Genomic DNA, 16,299 nt, shown 5'->3' on the forward strand with positions numbered 1-16,299 from the left:
AAAATTATTAAATATTTATGGATAATTGATTGATTATTTCCGATGATTTATCCTATAATTAGTAAAAATGGTTCATGGTATAGGATAATTATTCGTTAATTGCGAAATGTATGTAATGATTTTACAATAATAAATTTAGAGAGATATTGGGGTGATATGAGTATGTTTGGGCTGACAAAAGAAGAAATTATGTTACTGCTAGAGGAGATTGAATTAGCAGAAAAACAAAAGAATGTAATTGCTGATATCTTACATCTGAACAATATGCGAATTGAACAACAACTCGCATTAATGATCCATTTACTATTAGATGAGCGCGAACGAAATATTTCCAACAATACATATCTAAACTAAATAAATGTCGAAAAAGCGCAAGTGTTTTGTATAGAACACTTGTGCTTTTTTTTAGAAGCCGATTATAATTTTTTTGTGAAGCAAACGATGCGATTGGCTTCCGTAAAACCGAGTTGAAGATGCACTTGTATACTTTCTTCATTGTGCCATTCACAGTCACTTGCAAACTCTATGCAACCTTTGTGCTTTGCCCATTGTTCACAACGTTCCACAAGTTGTCTTGCATAGCCTTGCTGTCGATAATCTTCCATAACAAAAAGCCCTTCTAAGTAGCCAACTGGGCTAGAGTCGGTACCTTCTACATAATCCGTTCGCAATTGACATTGGGCAAATCCAATCGCTTTGTCATGGTCATAGGCAAGGAAAATAGCTGCATTTTCACCCCTTAGCATCTGTGAAATTTCTTCAGAAAATTCCTCAACTGTATGATTGGGCCAAAGTAGTAATGCTAATGTGGCTGCCACTCGGGCATCCTGCTGCTTTGCTTGTTGTATCATAACCATCCTCCTTATTTCAAATATGGTAAAAAATGAAACAAAATTATTTTATACACGTACAAACATATAAGAGCTTCTATTATCGCTGTACTGTCACTTATGCTATTATACCAAATACTCTCAATTCAGCACTTCTAACTTTAGCCTTAAAGAGGAGGAACCTAAAATTGTCACTATTACAAACGTTAATTGAGCAAGCAAAAAGACCAAATGGATGGATTGGCTCATGGATGCTACGGATTATGAATATGGCACATCGAGGTATGAATGTATGGTTCATTAGGCAAGGGGCCATCAATGATGGAGATCGTGTGTTAGACATAGGTTGTGGAGGAGGAAAAACACTCCAAATTTTATCCAAATTGAATCCAAATGGTATAATCTATGGGATAGATATTTCCGCGCAGGCAGTGAAGGAATCGATTAAAAAGAATGAAGCACATGTCGCTAATGGGAGCGTCATTGTGAAAGAGGCGAGTGTTTCGAGCATTCCGTATGAGAAACAATTCTTTGATGCCATTACAGCTTTTCAAACGCATTATTTTTGGCCCTCACTCGAACAGAATGTCGAGGAAGTATATAGGGTGCTGAAAAGTGGCGGGAAATTTATTATTATAGCGGAATTATACAAAATGAATTACCATATGGAAGCCTATCAAACACCAGCTGCCATGAAACAATTATTGGAACATACTGGTTTTCAAACAGTCTATGTAACTGAAAAATCTAGTAAAGGGTGGCTATGTATTACAGCCATTAAGTAAGGAATACATAAAATTGGAGGGTCTAGATATGAAAAGATGTGATTGGGTAAAGCTAAATGAGCCTTTGTATGTGGAGTACCATGACAAGGAATGGGGAGTGCCGGTCTATGATGATCAGCATTTGTTCGAGATGCTTTGTTTAGAGGGGGCTCAGGCAGGACTGAGCTGGTGGACTATTTTACAAAAGCGTGAAGGCTACCGTGAGGCATTCGATCAATTCGATGTTGAAAAAATTATACTTTATACAGAGGACAAGTTACAGGAATTACAGCAAGACTCACGTATCGTGCGCAATAAGTTGAAAATTGCAAGCGTAGTGACAAATGCCAAAGCTTATCTACAGATAAAGGAAAAACATGGCTCATTTTCGGATTATATTTGGGGGTTTGTTGACCATAAACCACTGATAAATGAGTGGGCATCCATAAAAGATGTACCTGTGACGACAGAAATTAGTGATCGTATGAGCAAACAATTGAAGAAGGATGGCTTTAAATTTATTGGTAGTACGATTTGTTATTCCTTTATGCAGGCAGTTGGTATGGTGAATGATCATACAACGGATTGCGTCTGTCGACAGAAGGAGACTGCGTATGGCAATTGAACACATTCGGGCTCGGTTAGCCAAGCAGGCAACCATTTTTCAAACGGGGGGCATTAGACCAACGCATGATTTATTGGAAAGCTGGATTGGCTCTGTAGGCTGGTCTTTACCAGAGGAACATCAACCAACTGGCTATCAGCCGCTTGCTACATTATTTCTAAAAGATTTGCCATATGTACCTACAGCACTCCAATCTTTTCAATTAGTGACGTTGTTTGTCAATGAGGATTTATTTGATCATCTAATGGAGGATGATCTTCGTCCCTATTTTGAAATCAGAACTTATTCAGATTTGGAAGGTTTGGTAAAGCGAGACTGGCAGCATGACCAAATACGTGCCTTTCCCCTTATTCCAAAACTAATAACCAATGACTATCCACTATGGGATGGGGGAGGTATTCCCGCTGAAATTGAGGAAGAGATTTTGTCATTGGAGCATGAAGAAGAGCTAGATTATTTTGATGATATCGTAGAAGACCTTTATCCGCTTCATAAAATGGGTGGCTACCCAACTTTTTGTCAAAGTGGCTTTGATTTCGGTGAAGATACGCCCTTTGTCTTCCAAATTGCTTCGGATGCAAAAGCTAAGTTGAACATTGTTGATAATGGCAATTTTTATTTTTTCTACAATCCAACAACACAGACTTGGCACGTCTATTGCGATTTCTATTAGGATTAGCGCTTGCGTCTCTCATGAATCGTAATCTCCATTATTCGGTGGATAAGAAATAAGCCGAGATATGCTCCAGTAATCAGAAAAATTGGGTTTAAGAAAACGGCATGAATCGTTGTCATAAAGACCGCCTCCTCAAGAATAATTTGCGTTATAGATGTAGCGGCAATCCAGCTAAATAGAATGGCAGCTATTACGCCTAAAACATTAAAAAGAAGGCGGAAGGTATACCATTTGTGCTGAAGATAAACCATGAGGCTCGGTATAACGATGGTGGTAGCTAACATGAAAATTTTCATCAAGTCACATCCTTTCTCTCAGGATGTCCTTGCTCGCTGCTACATAAACATAGATGACGTATAGGAGGAGAGCGCGTTGAGATGGCAAGATGGAGAAGTGAAAAGAACAAAGAAGGTGAAAAAAGTGGAGCATAAAACAGTCGTGAAAAATGGCATTGGCTTTGGTTCGGTTTTAGCGATTACCATTTCATGGAGTGTCCATCATTCCATCATTTGGGCAATCATCCATGGCTGTTTTAGCTGGCTGTATGTCATTTACTTTGCCATTACGCGCTAGGCGTGAATGTCAACCTATCAACTAAGTATTTGTTTGAATAAAAATAACTTAGGGTACATAAAAACTAACGTTCATAATTATTGAGCAGCAAACATAAATAACAAAGGTGCTCTTTTTCCAAAGAACAAACTGATTTTGATTCAGCCACTGTTTTTTGTACCGACGGCAGGGTCAGGTTCAGAAGACTCTTTCCTCTATCGAAGGAGATGAATGCCAATCTCTCTTTATTCCAGTAGGTGTTCAAATGTCAGCTGAATCAAGATTCTGCCTCCAGAGGATGTCACAGATTTGAAGAGGAGCTTTTCGAGTAAGGTCGAAAAAATCTGGATGCAAGTACGCCTTGGCGTAATTGATCTGTTGTATGAACGTAGTAGAAAGGTTGATAGAATGACACATCAAGTAACGGCTTTAAGTAATGTTAATGGTAATGCTAAGGGAGTAGAAAGTATTTTACAAAATGTAGCATTTATTTTATCAACGTTTACGATACCTTGTCCGCTTAGGGAGTATAGTAAAAGGTCTGATAGTCGTAAACCCTTCCAACGTATGAAGAAACTGAACACGAAACATCTAATTGAATGTATCCACCGTTTTGAGCCACGAGCTGTCGTAGTGGATGTGGATTATCTTGGCGATGTGAATAGAGGAAAACTAGAGCCTATTGTCAAAGTGATTGTTAGTGAATAACAAGAAAAATAGTAATTCTGCCAGGTATGGACTTAACCTGGCAGAAGATAAAATGAGCTAATAGTGCTAAGATTTATAGTATATGAATTGGTGTCATAAGGATATTTTGAACATTTAAGCTGGATGAGCGCTTCTAATCGCAATAATTTGTTGGCAATCAATGATGAGTGGTGACGCTGCTGCATCATCTACCTCAAAGAACGTTGCACAGCAAGTTTTAGAATCTAAGCTGATGAAATAAACTCCTGCGAAACTACCGCCACCTGCTAAAATTACGTCAACAAACGCGCCAGTAGATAAACATCTTAAGAGATGACAGATACAGCCTTTACAGTGGTGTTTTTTGTGTTTTTTAAATTTATCGTCTTCATAATAGTAGTCTTCATCATCATAATATCTATCCTCTTTTTTGCAATGGCATTTTTCTTCCTTATGTTCCCACTTGCATTTATCATGTTTATCTTCCCATTTATGCTCGCACTTGCATTTATCATGCTTATCTTCCCATTTACGCTCGCATTTGCATTTATCATATCTATGTTCCCATTTATGCTCACACTTGCATTTATCATGTTTATGTTCCCACTTATGATCGCACTTGCATCGATCCGGTTTGTGCTCACATTTCTTTTCTAAATGGCAATAGCATTTTACAAAATGTTCACAGGACTCTTCTTTCTTCTTATTCCAATTCATATAATTGCTAAATCTACTATCTTGCATCTTTTAATCTCCCTTTTTGTTAGTTTATTTTAGTAATGGTAGCGCTAACCTTTACACTTATAATCTATGAAGCAATCAAAAATACTTCTTGGTAATTTGCCCCCTGCAACCAATTAAAATTATTTTTTGAAAAATAAATATAGAAATAGCCATACATAATAATGATAAAAATAACAGGTTTCAGGGCAAAAGATTACTAGACTTCCGCCTGCAAAATTAAGATGAAATGGAGCGAATGTATGAAGACAATACTTCACATCTTTTTCCTGTTAATATGCTTCGTGATAGTGGTCTCCTTGCTAGTGAAAGAAAAGCAGCCGCTACCCGTAGCCACAAGTTCCAATAATTCATCCCCATATGCAGAGGAGCTTGGTGAAAAATTACAGGCTACTAATTTTACACAAAAGGTACTAACAGCCATACGAGAGGCTGGCTACTCTCCAGATAGTACAATTGGTTATTTAATTGATTCTCCAGACCATCAAGTTATCACGATTCAATTACACGATGGAGAAGAAGTTGATATAAGCACAGAAAGTGAGATACAATCCATCATCGACGAGCTGGCCAAAAAGAATAATATCCATTTATTTATCGTTAATGTCCAGTTACTGGGGGCTGAATAATCCAAACTTGCGACACATTCTATATGTGTCTTTTTTACATATAGAGGAAGTATGTGGCGTGCTATAATGAGAGGAGAGGTGAGGATTCATGAAAATCTTAGTTTTAGGTGCTACAGGACGAGTGGGAAGTTATATTGTTGCACGAGCATTAGAAGATCAACATACGATTACAGCATTGGTACGGGACCCACATAAATTGCAGCTACATCACAAACATCTGTGTGTGATCCAAGGAAATGCATACAACAAGCAGGATGTAGAGAGGGCTATGGGCAATGTGGATGTAGTTGTAAGTGCGTTAAATACAGATGGTGGCGATACATTATCGGCTACTTTACCATTGATTTTAGAGGCCATGACACAGCAAAATTTGAAAAGAATCATTACAATTGGGACAGCAGGTATCTTACAAAGTCGTGTTACACCAACGATTCTTCGTTATCAATCCACGGAATCTAAACAAAAATCTACCTTTGCGGCACAGGAGCATCAGCGCGTTTTTGAACAATTACAGCAATCTGACATGGATTGGACCATTGTTTGTCCTACCTATTTACCTGATGGGGGCTATACAGGGATCTATCGAGTTGAACGCAACTTTTTGCCAGAGGGAGGCACCCAAATTTCAGTAGCAGATACAGCGGACTTTGCCTATCAACAAATCTTGAGCGAGGAATTTTTGAAGACGCGCGTTGGTATTGCCTACTAGGAAAAGGGATGCGGAAATGAAAATTATACATACAATCGTTGGTATGGTCATTATTCTCATAGGCATTGCCTTTATTAGTACAACCATTTTTGACGCACCTGTTAGAAATGTGATGCTGAAAGTATATGGGGGTATCATTGTTTTCGTTGGTACGTTCTATCTCAAAAAAATTGCTAAATTTGGTAAGTAATAGCCGTTTTTATGGAAGGATAGTCTAAATGGACTTATGGAATTGGTCTGTTTTGATATCAATAGTCCATACATATAACATAAAGGGTGAAAAAATATATGTATATTTTCCTTTTTATAGAAGGTTTGCTATACTTTATGTCGAATATATCATTGAAGAGGTGATTGTATGGACAAGGAGATATCAAATAACTATCAATATCCTAAACACCTAATAAACCATGAGGGAATCGAAACGACAGAATTATATGTCATAAAGATAACAAAAGAACAAGTGGATAGGTTGATTGAGGATATCGATCAAACATTAAAGGCGTCTACATGACGTCTTTTTTTCATGGCGAAAAGGCCACCTTCCAAGGGAAAGTGACCTCAAAACAGGAGAGTTTGGGAAAGGCTAGGTTTGCTTCACACTACTATACTATGTGGAGGTAGTTTTGTAAGCTAGCCATTTGCCCGAAAGATAGAATAAAATTACTTGGGTTCCTATCAGTGCCCAAATCCATTATGTACAACCTCAATCCTTTTGACATGAAAAAGAGTAATTTAAAGCTAAATAATCTCGTATGATTTTTGGCTGTCCTCCATTTTCAAGACATTGCTTGCTAGCAATCTTAATTTCCTTTTGATTATAGTGGGATTGCGCACCTATTAAAAATATGCCCGACAGTATCAATAAAGTCCCGATTGCCAAAACATATTTTATAACCCTTTTCAATAATCTTACCTCCATTTCACTAAGTCATTCCCATTCTCTAGCATATGTTTGACCATTAAAGCATTATGTTTAATTGACATTTTGTATACGGTTGTATACAATGAATTTTAAATTAATGTATACGTTTGTATACAAAAGGAGGGCTTTTTGATGAGAGATTCAGGATTTAGAGAACATATGAGAGAAGGGCATCACCGTGGAGGGCGTCACAGAGGCATGGATGGGGCAGCACAGCGAGGAGCGAAAACGTTCCGAAGAGGCAAAGCATTATCCTTTTTAGAGATGCTGCATGTCAAGCGTGCAACGATTAAACAGCAATTAGAACAACCAGAGTTTCAATCCATTCAGCAAATTTTAGTAGGGGAATTAAAGGCCATCGATATGGTCATCCAAGAATTTAGCCAGTTGTTTGATATTCATGAAAATGAAACAGCGGAAACACCTGACAGTTCACAAGAGGAGGAGGGAAATAACGTACATGAAACAAATGAATAATTACATTGATACGGTATTCTATAAGCACGATGCCATTTTAGAGAACGTTATCTCCTCAATTGCGGAAAACGGAATGCCAGCAATTTCAGTGTCACCATCCTCAGGGAAACTGTTAACGATGCTCGTGTCAATTACAGGGGCTAAGGATATTTTGGAAATCGGTGCACTAGGTGGTTATAGTGGCATATGTTTGGCGAGAGGTATCGAAGGGGAGGGCGCATTGACCTCACTAGAGTTAGAGGAAAAATATGCAAAGCTTGCAGCTGAAAATCTTGCCAAGGCAGGCTTTGCTGAGCAAGTGACTTATTTGACTGGCCCTGCACTTCAAAGTCTTGAAAAGCTTGTAGTAGATGGACGACGTTTTGATTTTTTCTTTATTGATGCAGATAAGGATAATTACGAAAATTATTTAGCTTATTGCATCAAGCTAGCAAATCCGGGGGCATTAATTGTGACTGATAATGTCCTTGCAGCGGGCAGTGTAGCAGATCCTGAAGCTGCACCAAAGCGTTACACGGCCATTATGAAAAAATTTAATGTGCTGGTAGCCAATCATCCACAGCTAGAATCTGTGCTTCTACCAATAGGGGATGGCATGACCGTTTCGAGGGTCAAAAAATAGTGAATGTAAGTAGTTTACTATTTATGGTAACATATTCATAGAAAACAATAAGGGAGAGATGCTTTTGAAGCAAGCACTAGTCGTGATTGATGCACAGCAAGAATTAATAGAGGGTAATGAGGATGAACAGGCAGTATATAGGAAAGATGAGTTGCTTGAGACAATCAATGCCGTCATTAGTAAGGCAATTGAGGCCAAAGTTCATATTATTTTTGTACGTGATAAAGATGTAGCAGGTGGCGAAGGAGAAGGCTTCCAGGTACATAAAACGATTCATGTTCCGACGTCAGCTGTCTATTTTGATAAACTTGCTACAAATGCTTTTTACCAAACAGGTTTACTTGACTATTTACAGGCCAATGAAGTTCAACATTTGGTTATGATGGGCTGCAAAACCGAGCATTGTGTGGATACGGCAGTAAGAACAGCTACTGTCAATGGCTTTGATGTCACATTGGTGGCAGATGGTCATTCAACAAACGGCTCCCGTTCCTTATCACCAGAAGATATCGTTACGCATCATAATGACATTCTGCATGGCCATTACAATGTGGATCATTTCTCACTAGTGCGAAACGCCGATGAAGCATTATTTGAACCTTCACATAATCGTTATCGCTAACAAAAAAATGACCAAGAATATAGGTTCTTGGTCATTTTTACATCAATAAATGATTGAGAATACACCGTACACGTCGCCCCTGTGTCGCTTACGCCCCTCATACATAGAGCTATTACAAACCATTGCCCCAACTGATGATCAAAAGTAGTCGCTTACTATTGTTTTCCTGTTATTTTTCTGTCATCCTTTACGTGTAAATAAAGTGCGAAACCTGACGCGCCTAGTAGTATGATTGAAAAAATAATAGACATGACAGCTTGATAGACAATCGCTGTTATGAATAATACAAGTAAAACAACCAGCATGAGGATACGCAGCAGGAGATTTGTTCTCTGACTAATCGTGAAAAAATCCTGTAGAATAATGAGTAAAAAGCTCAAGCCGAACAGGAGAGCATATTCAAGAATTAAAAGAGGTTGCACATCGGACATATCGGTGGTGTGGAATTTTGAAATGAATACTAGTATGGCTATGTATTTTATATACTTGTACCATTGGTATTTAATTTCTATGATGATACCCCCAGCTCTAAGGATGCGTCTTGTTAATTTGCATTTACAAATATTGTAACGAAAACTACTGTTGGACACAACAGTCAATCATCTTCATAGGGCCACTGTGCGAGCAGTGACCCTAAGTATCAAGTCAGGAGGTGTAAGGCTAAAATTAGCTTTACACTATTATATGTATGAGAAAGTAGCTTCGAAAGATAGTTATTTGCCTGTTCGATAGATTATTTTTTAAAAAGGCGACAAAATGGTGCACGAATTGTCGGATGAGGTACTTCTATTCCTGTTATTGTGGTGATAAGGGAGGTTATGGATGTGGAGTCATTAACAAGAATGAATGAGGCTATTGCTTATATTGAGGCAAACCTAACAAATGATATTGACTTAAAGGAAGTGGCGAAAATAGCCTATTGCTCAGAATATCATTTTAAACGAATGTTTTCCTTTCTAGCAGGATTCTCGTTGTCCGAGTATATTCGTCGTAGGCGTTTGACACTTGCAGCTCTGGAACTGTCGAACTCCTCTATGAGAATCCTCGATATTGCGATTCATTTTGGCTATCGTTCAGCAGACGCTTTTACAAGAGCTTTTCAGCAAATGCATGGGATCACACCATCAGAGGCAAGACAAAGTGGTCAAAATTTAATAGCTTTCCCCCGAATGACCTTCCAACTAACAATCAAAGGAGGTTGTGAAATGAATTACAGACTTGAGCAAAAAGAAGCATTTCACATCATTGGTCTCATGAAAAGAGTACCAATCGTTTTTCAAGGAGAAAATCAAGCAATTACGGAGATGGCACGCGCTTTAACAATGGAGGATATTGCGCAACTCAAAAAACTGTCCACTATAGAACCAATGGGCATGATTCAAGCTTCCACAAACTTTTCAGAGGGTAGAATGGAGGAAAAGGGAGAACTCGACCATTACATTGGTGTGGCAACAACAGAAACAGCCACACATAACTTTTCACAGTTGAATGTGCCCGCATGTACGTGGGCAGTATTTGAAGCGGTCGGGCCATTTCCACAAACACTTCAGGAAACGTGGGGGCGCATCTATGCAGAATGGTTCCCCTCATCTGGCTATGAGCAAGTAGAGGGCCCAGAAATCGTCCGTCATACAAGCACCGATTTCTCTTCGCCAACCTTTACAAGTGAAATATGGATACCGATTTACAAGAAGGAGCCTCTAGCTTAAAGCGAGGGGCTTTCCCTATAAGTTAACTAATCTTTGTTCCATTTGGTACCTGTTGATCAGACGTTAACAGGATAACATCGCCCTCAACTGGTACGCCACCAATCACTAACACCTCTGACTTAAAACCAGCGACACGTCGTGGTGGGAAATTAACAATAGCCACTACTTGCTTACCAATCATTCCTTCTGGTGTATAGCGCTTGGTAATTTGTGCAGAAGACTGTTTGATGCCAAGCTCCTCACCAAAATCAATTTTCAATTTAATAGCAGGAACACGTGCCTTAGGAAGTTCATCTGCCTCTAATACCGTGCCAATCCGTATATCAAGTGCTGTAAAATCTTCTATTGTAGCCATAAAAAGACTCCTTTATCCATCAATTATTACAATTTTATCATCTGATAGAAAATAATTCAAAAAAAGAAGAGCACTTGCTGTGCCCTTCTCTCGTTAACGACGATGTTCTACAAGGTCAATCGCTCCTAACACAATATGTGCTAAGCCAAAGCCAAAGATGGTATTGGCCACCATTTTGTTAGAACCATGTTTTTGCTTCATTGCATATCCTGCTGCAGTGACAGCCGACCCTAGTATAGTTGGGATTAAACCTTCACGAATACTATTCATAAATTGATCCCTCCGTCGTATGATTTGGTGTGTAATTCACACCATACTTACTATGAACGTTTCGCGATCATACTATACTATGCATCAACCGAATCGATCATAAATGCAGTAACTTTTGATTTATCTTCATTTGTGCTTGCCTTACAAAAAAGAACAACGGCACTTTCTTCATCATCGAACCATAAATAGCGTATTTCTGTTATATAGTAACTGTGATCGTAGACTTCATAAACATCAATAGCCATTAATGCTTCATCGAGAGGCCATGTTAATGTTCCTTGCAAGTCGAAAACCTCTTGCAAAAATGCGGCAGTCTCATCCGTTAATAGATGCGCCTGCTGAAGCTTTTCATATCGTCTATGTACTAAATCATCCAGCGTATTTTTTGTTAGCGCAATTAATTGGTCTTCAATAAGCACCATCGTTTCCCTCCATTTTAACTAGTCAATGCCTCCTGCAAAATAACTTGTGCCAATTCATGATCATTAATTACATAAGGAATTTCTTCTGGTTCCACCCATATACGAGCAATTGTTTCATGCTCTCGTAAAAACGGTAGACACTCTTGTACCGCCATTTTATAAAATAGCTGATAGCCAATCATAGGGTATTTGCCCCCTTCAATAAATAGAGGGTTTTCTTCGTGACTAACTTCAATTGAACCAATATATTGACTATGACCTTTCACATAACCCTCTTCCAAAACCTCACGATGAAGGGTTACTTCAGGCGTTTCACCATGTTCTACATGGCCACCTGGAAAATTAAAGCCACGATTCTTTACATGGACTAATAAAACACGACCTTGATGAAAGCAAATACCGTGTACACTTGTTACGTTGCTTAAATCTTGCACGGTGTGTTGTGGACGCCATGTCAGTTTTACATGATGTCCGCTCCAATTAACAAAATAATGCACCATCCACTTTCCCTCCCCATATAGCTATTGTAGAGAATAGGGAAAATTTTGTATATGACAATTTGTGGATTGTTGAAACGAAAAGAGTGATCATCGATGCACTAGAGAAAGGGTGTGTGGAAATGAAATATGTAGGCATTGGAACGATATTGTCGATCCTAGGGGTTATCTTTTCAATCCTACTATGGGGTACGCAAAAAGCATATTTCCTTTCCGGAATGCTAGGAGGAATGTTCATCATCTTCGCCATGCTAATGTCGGGAGCAACAGTTAGCGGAGATAGATTGCGTGCCAATTTAGCATCCGAATTGAAGGAAGATAGGAACGAACGCAATCGTATGACAAATAATGCTTTATTGCTAGCATTACCGAATATTATTGTGGCCTTCATTGCGTATTATATGTGAAATAATCCGTCTGACCCGTTCTATCGGTGACAATAAAAGTTCTATCCATCAGTTTAAGCGTTCAATCCACCACAATTTGAATGCTATCCACCAGTATAGAAGAACAATCCACCCAAACAATTCTATCCGTCACAACAAAAGTTCTATCGGTCAGTTTAAGCGTTCAATCCACCACAATTTGAATGCTATCCACCAGTATAGAAGAACAATCCATCCAAACAATTTTATCCGTCACAAAAAGAGTTCTATCCATCAGTTTAAGCGTTCAATCCACCACAATTTGAATGCTATCCACCAGTGTAAAAGAACAATCCAACTAAACAATTCTATCCGTCACAATAGGAGTTCTATCCATCAGTTTAAGCGTTCAATCCACCACAATTTGAATGCTATCCACCAGTGTAGAAGAACAATCCATCCAAACAATTCTATCCGTCACAAAAAGAGTTCTATCGGTCAGTTTAAGCGTTCAATCCACCACAATTTGAATGCTATCCACCAGTATAGAAGAACAATCCATCCAAACAATTCTATCCGTCACAAAAAGAGTTCTATCCATCAGTTTACCCATTCAATCCGCCGCATGTTGTAGCAAAAAATACAAAGAAGAAAACGCTCTTGATAATCGTTACATAACTAATCAAAAAATGTGTCACATCTACCCTAGGTGTGGCGCTTTTTGTAGCATTTAATAGTAATGAGTACATTTGCAATAGAGAGGTGGTACTATGCAATTAACAGATGGTACACGGACATTTGAAACGGACATCATTGATGAAGCTGCCAGAAAGAAAGAACGTGATGAGCAGGAGCGGGAGATGCTCAATGCGTTTGCTCGCTATGCCTACCTTCGATACAAGCAAATACGTGACAAAGTAAACCCACGTAAATGCAAATACATGTATATCCATCAAGTCCGCCAGCAAGTCACATCACCTGCTAGGCTACAACGGGTTTGCAAGCTATTAAGCATGTCAGAAGAGGAAGTTCTGTACGTGGTGGAATTTGTGCGTAAGTATTTGAAATATGTCAAGTAACCCTCATCTGCAATGATGGGGTTTTTTTCCATAATTTCTAGGGAGAATTGTTTCTCAACTACCTACTTCATGTAGTATGATGAACGTGTATAAAGGAGTGAGCGTATTTGAGATTGATTAAATTTCTAGTTGTTTTTATTATTTTCCTCGGTGTAATCGGGTACGGTGTGGTACATTTCGGCACAAAATTTGCATCTGAAAAAATCGTAGAAACAGTATCCACGGAATTAGAAAACAGTGGACAAATGGAGGAAATAAAAAACACTATTGAAAATGACCCACAATTAAAAGCCTTTATGGAAGAGGCAAAAACGGTCGATAGCAGTACATTGCCGTTTACTACGAAAGAAGAGGCAACGAAAGTATTAATTCAAAAAGTGGGTATCACAGATTTGAATGATATGCGTGTTAAATTGCAAGACGGATCAATGACGCAAGAAGAAGCTCTACAAATGGTTGAAGGAAAATTGTCGGATGAGGAGATTGCTGCTTTAAAAGTAATCGTTTATAAAGAGCTTTACCAATAAAATTCCGGGCATGCTGTTGTGGCATGTCTTTTTTTTGTCCCTTTTTTCAAAATAATCTTTATATAGTAATAAAGGATACTAGATGGAAAGAGGGATTGAGATGATATATAGAGTAACGAAAAAGGAGAATTTCGTAGTATTAGATAAGGGTTTTTTAAATGATGATCAATTAAGCTGGAAAGCGAAGGGACTTCTTGCTTATATGCTGTCCTTACCGGATGATTGGTCTTTTAGTCTTTCCGATTTAGCAACGCGCAGTAAATGTGGACGAGAAGCAACGGCGAGCATTGTTGATGAACTTATACAGGCTGGTTATCTTCAAAAAGCTCAAGAGAGAACAAAGAATGGAAAGTTTGGTAAGGTTGAGTTTTTTGTTTTTGAAACACCAAAATGTGCTGCCATGCCGTCAACGGGAAATTCGTCAACGGTAGCACCACAAACGGAAAAGCCCACACTACTAAATAATGAATTACTAAATAACCAATTACTAAAAAATATAGATGATGATAATAAACAGCCGGCTACCACTGCCTATCATTTTTATGAACAGCAAGGCTTTGGCTCACAAACTGCCCATATTACGAGCAAAATTCGCTATTGGCACGCTATTTTTTCAGAGGAAATGGTGGTCCATGCCATGAAACTAGCTGTGGAACACAATGTATTACGCTGGAGGTATGTAGAAAAAATCTTACAAAATTGGTTCAGTAAAAAAATAAAGAGCCTGGCAGATGTAGCAATAGATCAACAGAGATATCAAATGCGCAAGCAACAAGTAACACAGAGTCAAACAAAAAGACGTCGAGAGATTATACCGAAGTGGTTTTATCAACGTCATGAAGATGAACCGCAATCACAGTCAACTATTGATTTTGAAGCGGAACGTCAGAAAATTTTAGCTATGCTAGGGAGTGTGTAAACTCCTCTGAATACCATAAAGGCTTGGCCGATGAAAAATAATCATGATCCTGTAAAATTAAGTGAATTCTTTCCAACGCATCGTCAAAGGATTGAGGATCGTATTGGCGTGTCCAAACAATGGTTGAGAAAACCGTCATTGCTGCGTATAGGGCATAGAGACGCCAAAAAGTATCGTCTGGTGCAGATGAAAAATAGCCATTGATTTGCCCGATGCAGAAGGGAATACTATGTCGTCTACTAAATAATGCAAGATTATAAAAGTCATGATAAGGATCCCCCACATCGTAACCGTTAAAATCAATAACCCCATTGAAAGACCGCTGTTTGCAAATGATATGTCCAAGATGGAAATCATCATGAAGTAGGGTAATAGGTCGCTGTCTTAAAAGTGGTAATTGCTTATCAATAAAGCTCAGAAGTTTAGTTTCTTGCGGAATTTGATAGGGATCTTGTTGATATGACTTGAAATAATGAGAGAATTTCTTTAGTTGTGTCGCTTCCCAATTAATCATGTGGGGAGGGCTCACTTGGTGTATTTTTCTCAATTCTTTTCCAGCTACAAGACCGAGATGAAATTGCTCAGAGTCAGAGAGTTCCTGGATGATTTCATCCGCAGGGGTGCCTTCCAAATAACTAACAACCATCGCTGATAGATTGTCGTTACTAAGCAAAGTATAGTCAATCGCTTTATGCGTTCGAACCCCTTGTAGCGCTAAGTCTTGTAGCAACGAAAATTCCTTTTTGCGCTTTTCGTGATACGTTAGATCTGATAACCGTACAAAATAGCACTTCTCATCAACCGTTACAAGGTACTTGGTATCCGGTGAATAGCCTTTGTCGACTTTTGTTATCTGCGTAAAACCGTGTAAGCTTGGTACTTGACTAATTACATCTACTATACGCACATTATTTCCCCTCACTTTCAATATTTTAGAAGTTACAAAATACTATATGAAGTAATGCTTTGTCAATGTCTTGGATAGTATGAAGGGGTAAAAAAATCATATTTAAAAATAGTAAAAGAGCACAACTAACTAGAAATCATAGTTGAGCTAGCATTTACTAACAATAAGTGAATGTCTTTGTTTACAAGGATCATTCACTCTTCTTAACTTCCCTTACATTATAGAAAGTGAGGTGAGCTATAGTAGCTAGTGCATTAGTTGTGTGCAAGTAAAAATCCTGTAAAGCCCCTTATGGAATAGCCTCTTATCAACTATCTTTTTTCCCTTAAAACCGTAAATAGAAGGAAAGAATAACATAGCTGTCATTCACTAAAAAATGATAGGAAAGGA

General features: G+C 38.5%; 28 protein-coding genes. 18 read left to right on the top strand and 10 right to left on the bottom strand.

Annotated elements, in window-relative coordinates:
• Window positions 1-162: 162 nt before the first annotated feature.
• A complete protein-coding gene (locus GJU32_RS05215) occupies window positions 163-354 on the top strand; it encodes a hypothetical protein (RefSeq protein ID WP_155590888.1) in 192 nt (63 codons plus the stop codon).
• A 62-nt stretch (window positions 355-416) separates the two neighbouring features.
• Here GJU32_RS05215 and aac(6') read toward each other — a convergent pair whose 3' ends face one another.
• Window positions 417-851 carry an aminoglycoside 6'-N-acetyltransferase gene (gene aac(6') / locus GJU32_RS05220; RefSeq protein ID WP_155590889.1) on the bottom strand — a complete coding sequence of 145 codons (435 nt, stop codon included), beginning with the start codon at window positions 849-851 and terminating at the stop codon, window positions 417-419.
• Window positions 852-1,018: 167 nt separating this feature from the next.
• Here aac(6') and GJU32_RS05225 point away from each other — a divergent pair, with 167 nt between their 5' ends.
• The 3 genes from GJU32_RS05225 to GJU32_RS05235 are packed head-to-tail and all read left to right on the top strand — an operon-like array spanning window position 1,019 to window position 2,892.
• Entirely contained in the window at window positions 1,019-1,615 is a 597-nt protein-coding gene (locus tag GJU32_RS05225) for a class I SAM-dependent methyltransferase (protein ID WP_155590890.1), read from the top strand.
• 28 nt (window positions 1,616-1,643) lie between these two features.
• Window positions 1,644-2,219 (top strand): DNA-3-methyladenine glycosylase I, encoded by a 576-nt coding sequence (locus GJU32_RS05230; protein ID WP_155590891.1) that lies wholly within the window; start codon window positions 1,644-1,646, stop codon window positions 2,217-2,219.
• On the top strand, window positions 2,209-2,892 hold the full coding sequence (locus GJU32_RS05235; RefSeq protein WP_155590892.1) for a DUF1963 domain-containing protein: 684 nt from the start codon (window positions 2,209-2,211) through the stop codon (window positions 2,890-2,892). The genes GJU32_RS05230 and GJU32_RS05235 overlap by 11 nt, the downstream gene beginning before the upstream one ends.
• Window positions 2,893-2,894: 2 nt before the next feature.
• Here the strand turns inward: GJU32_RS05235 and GJU32_RS05240 are convergent, their stop codons facing one another.
• Window positions 2,895-3,191 carry a transposase gene (locus tag GJU32_RS05240; RefSeq protein WP_155590893.1) on the bottom strand — a complete coding sequence of 99 codons (297 nt, stop codon included), beginning with the start codon at window positions 3,189-3,191 and terminating at the stop codon, window positions 2,895-2,897.
• Window positions 3,192-3,267: 76 nt separating this feature from the next.
• Between GJU32_RS05240 and GJU32_RS05245 the strand changes: the two genes are divergently transcribed.
• Window positions 3,268-3,468, top strand: a complete 201-nt coding sequence (locus tag GJU32_RS05245) for a hypothetical protein (RefSeq protein WP_155590894.1) — start codon at window positions 3,268-3,270, stop codon at window positions 3,466-3,468.
• 327 nt (window positions 3,469-3,795) lie between these two features.
• Window positions 3,796-4,155 carry a hypothetical protein gene (locus tag GJU32_RS05250; RefSeq protein WP_230874943.1) on the top strand — a complete coding sequence of 120 codons (360 nt, stop codon included), beginning with the start codon at window positions 3,796-3,798 and terminating at the stop codon, window positions 4,153-4,155.
• Window positions 4,156-4,269: 114 nt separating this feature from the next.
• Here the strand turns inward: GJU32_RS05250 and GJU32_RS05255 are convergent, their stop codons facing one another.
• Window positions 4,270-4,878, bottom strand: a complete 609-nt coding sequence (locus tag GJU32_RS05255) for a hypothetical protein (protein ID WP_155590895.1) — start codon at window positions 4,876-4,878, stop codon at window positions 4,270-4,272.
• Between the two features lie 239 nt (window positions 4,879-5,117).
• Here GJU32_RS05255 and GJU32_RS05260 point away from each other — a divergent pair, with 239 nt between their 5' ends.
• From GJU32_RS05260 to GJU32_RS23070, 4 genes are all read left to right on the top strand, one after another.
• Entirely contained in the window at window positions 5,118-5,504 is a 387-nt protein-coding gene (locus GJU32_RS05260) for a hypothetical protein (protein WP_155590896.1), read from the top strand.
• Between the two features lie 88 nt (window positions 5,505-5,592).
• Window positions 5,593-6,213, top strand: coding sequence for an NAD(P)-dependent oxidoreductase (locus GJU32_RS05265; protein WP_155590897.1), 621 nt, complete (start codon window positions 5,593-5,595; stop codon window positions 6,211-6,213).
• A gap of 16 nt (window positions 6,214-6,229) precedes the next feature.
• Window positions 6,230-6,403: a hypothetical protein gene (locus tag GJU32_RS23065; RefSeq protein ID WP_196426599.1), complete on the top strand. Its 174-nt coding sequence runs from the start codon at window positions 6,230-6,232 to the stop codon at window positions 6,401-6,403.
• 168 nt (window positions 6,404-6,571) lie between these two features.
• Window positions 6,572-6,727, top strand: a complete 156-nt coding sequence (locus GJU32_RS23070; protein ID WP_196426600.1) for a hypothetical protein — start codon at window positions 6,572-6,574, stop codon at window positions 6,725-6,727.
• 192 nt (window positions 6,728-6,919) lie between these two features.
• Here the strand turns inward: GJU32_RS23070 and GJU32_RS05270 are convergent, their stop codons facing one another.
• Window positions 6,920-7,120, bottom strand: a complete 201-nt coding sequence (locus GJU32_RS05270; protein ID WP_155590898.1) for a hypothetical protein — start codon at window positions 7,118-7,120, stop codon at window positions 6,920-6,922.
• A gap of 150 nt (window positions 7,121-7,270) precedes the next feature.
• Between GJU32_RS05270 and GJU32_RS05275 the strand changes: the two genes are divergently transcribed.
• From GJU32_RS05275 to GJU32_RS05285, 3 genes are all read left to right on the top strand, one after another.
• Complete coding sequence (locus GJU32_RS05275) at window positions 7,271-7,615, top strand: hypothetical protein (RefSeq protein WP_230874944.1); 345 nt, start codon at window positions 7,271-7,273, stop codon at window positions 7,613-7,615.
• Window positions 7,599-8,237: an O-methyltransferase gene (locus tag GJU32_RS05280; RefSeq protein ID WP_155590899.1), complete on the top strand. Its 639-nt coding sequence runs from the start codon at window positions 7,599-7,601 to the stop codon at window positions 8,235-8,237. The genes GJU32_RS05275 and GJU32_RS05280 overlap by 17 nt, the downstream gene beginning before the upstream one ends.
• 64 nt (window positions 8,238-8,301) lie before the next feature.
• Entirely contained in the window at window positions 8,302-8,859 is a 558-nt protein-coding gene (locus tag GJU32_RS05285; protein WP_155590900.1) for an isochorismatase family protein, read from the top strand.
• Between the two features lie 155 nt (window positions 8,860-9,014).
• Here GJU32_RS05285 and GJU32_RS23075 read toward each other — a convergent pair whose 3' ends face one another.
• Complete coding sequence (locus GJU32_RS23075; RefSeq protein WP_196426602.1) at window positions 9,015-9,290, bottom strand: hypothetical protein; 276 nt, start codon at window positions 9,288-9,290, stop codon at window positions 9,015-9,017.
• 393 nt (window positions 9,291-9,683) lie between these two features.
• Between GJU32_RS23075 and GJU32_RS05290 the strand changes: the two genes are divergently transcribed.
• Window positions 9,684-10,568 carry an AraC family transcriptional regulator gene (locus tag GJU32_RS05290; RefSeq protein WP_155590901.1) on the top strand — a complete coding sequence of 295 codons (885 nt, stop codon included), beginning with the start codon at window positions 9,684-9,686 and terminating at the stop codon, window positions 10,566-10,568.
• Window positions 10,569-10,590: 22 nt separating this feature from the next.
• Here GJU32_RS05290 and csaA read toward each other — a convergent pair whose 3' ends face one another.
• The 4 genes from csaA to GJU32_RS05310 form a co-directional block, all read right to left on the bottom strand.
• A complete protein-coding gene (gene csaA / locus GJU32_RS05295; RefSeq protein ID WP_155590902.1) occupies window positions 10,591-10,923 on the bottom strand; it encodes a chaperone CsaA in 333 nt (110 codons plus the stop codon).
• A 93-nt stretch (window positions 10,924-11,016) separates the two neighbouring features.
• Window positions 11,017-11,193, bottom strand: a complete 177-nt coding sequence (locus GJU32_RS05300) for an asparagine synthase (protein ID WP_155590903.1) — start codon at window positions 11,191-11,193, stop codon at window positions 11,017-11,019.
• Window positions 11,194-11,270: 77 nt separating this feature from the next.
• Window positions 11,271-11,615, bottom strand: coding sequence for a DUF7668 domain-containing protein (locus GJU32_RS05305; RefSeq protein ID WP_230874945.1), 345 nt, complete (start codon window positions 11,613-11,615; stop codon window positions 11,271-11,273).
• A gap of 14 nt (window positions 11,616-11,629) precedes the next feature.
• Entirely contained in the window at window positions 11,630-12,115 is a 486-nt protein-coding gene (locus GJU32_RS05310) for an NUDIX hydrolase (RefSeq protein ID WP_155590904.1), read from the bottom strand.
• A 119-nt stretch (window positions 12,116-12,234) separates the two neighbouring features.
• Here GJU32_RS05310 and GJU32_RS05315 point away from each other — a divergent pair, with 119 nt between their 5' ends.
• From GJU32_RS05315 to GJU32_RS05330, 4 genes are all read left to right on the top strand, one after another.
• Window positions 12,235-12,519 carry a DUF5316 domain-containing protein gene (locus tag GJU32_RS05315; protein WP_155590905.1) on the top strand — a complete coding sequence of 95 codons (285 nt, stop codon included), beginning with the start codon at window positions 12,235-12,237 and terminating at the stop codon, window positions 12,517-12,519.
• Between the two features lie 728 nt (window positions 12,520-13,247).
• Window positions 13,248-13,556: a hypothetical protein gene (locus tag GJU32_RS05320; protein ID WP_155590906.1), complete on the top strand. Its 309-nt coding sequence runs from the start codon at window positions 13,248-13,250 to the stop codon at window positions 13,554-13,556.
• A gap of 107 nt (window positions 13,557-13,663) precedes the next feature.
• Complete coding sequence (locus tag GJU32_RS05325; protein ID WP_155590907.1) at window positions 13,664-14,083, top strand: hypothetical protein; 420 nt, start codon at window positions 13,664-13,666, stop codon at window positions 14,081-14,083.
• A gap of 100 nt (window positions 14,084-14,183) precedes the next feature.
• On the top strand, window positions 14,184-15,002 hold the full coding sequence (locus GJU32_RS05330; RefSeq protein ID WP_155590908.1) for a DnaD domain protein: 819 nt from the start codon (window positions 14,184-14,186) through the stop codon (window positions 15,000-15,002).
• Here the strand turns inward: GJU32_RS05330 and GJU32_RS05335 are convergent.
• Complete coding sequence (locus GJU32_RS05335) at window positions 14,983-15,909, bottom strand: phosphotransferase family protein (RefSeq protein WP_155590909.1); 927 nt, start codon at window positions 15,907-15,909, stop codon at window positions 14,983-14,985. The two genes, GJU32_RS05330 and GJU32_RS05335, sit on opposite strands and share 20 nt — an antisense overlap.
• Window positions 15,910-16,299 lie beyond the last annotated feature (390 nt).

This window comes from Lysinibacillus cavernae, assembly GCF_009724685.1.
Lineage (GTDB): Bacteria > Bacillota > Bacilli > Bacillales_A > Planococcaceae > Lysinibacillus > Lysinibacillus cavernae.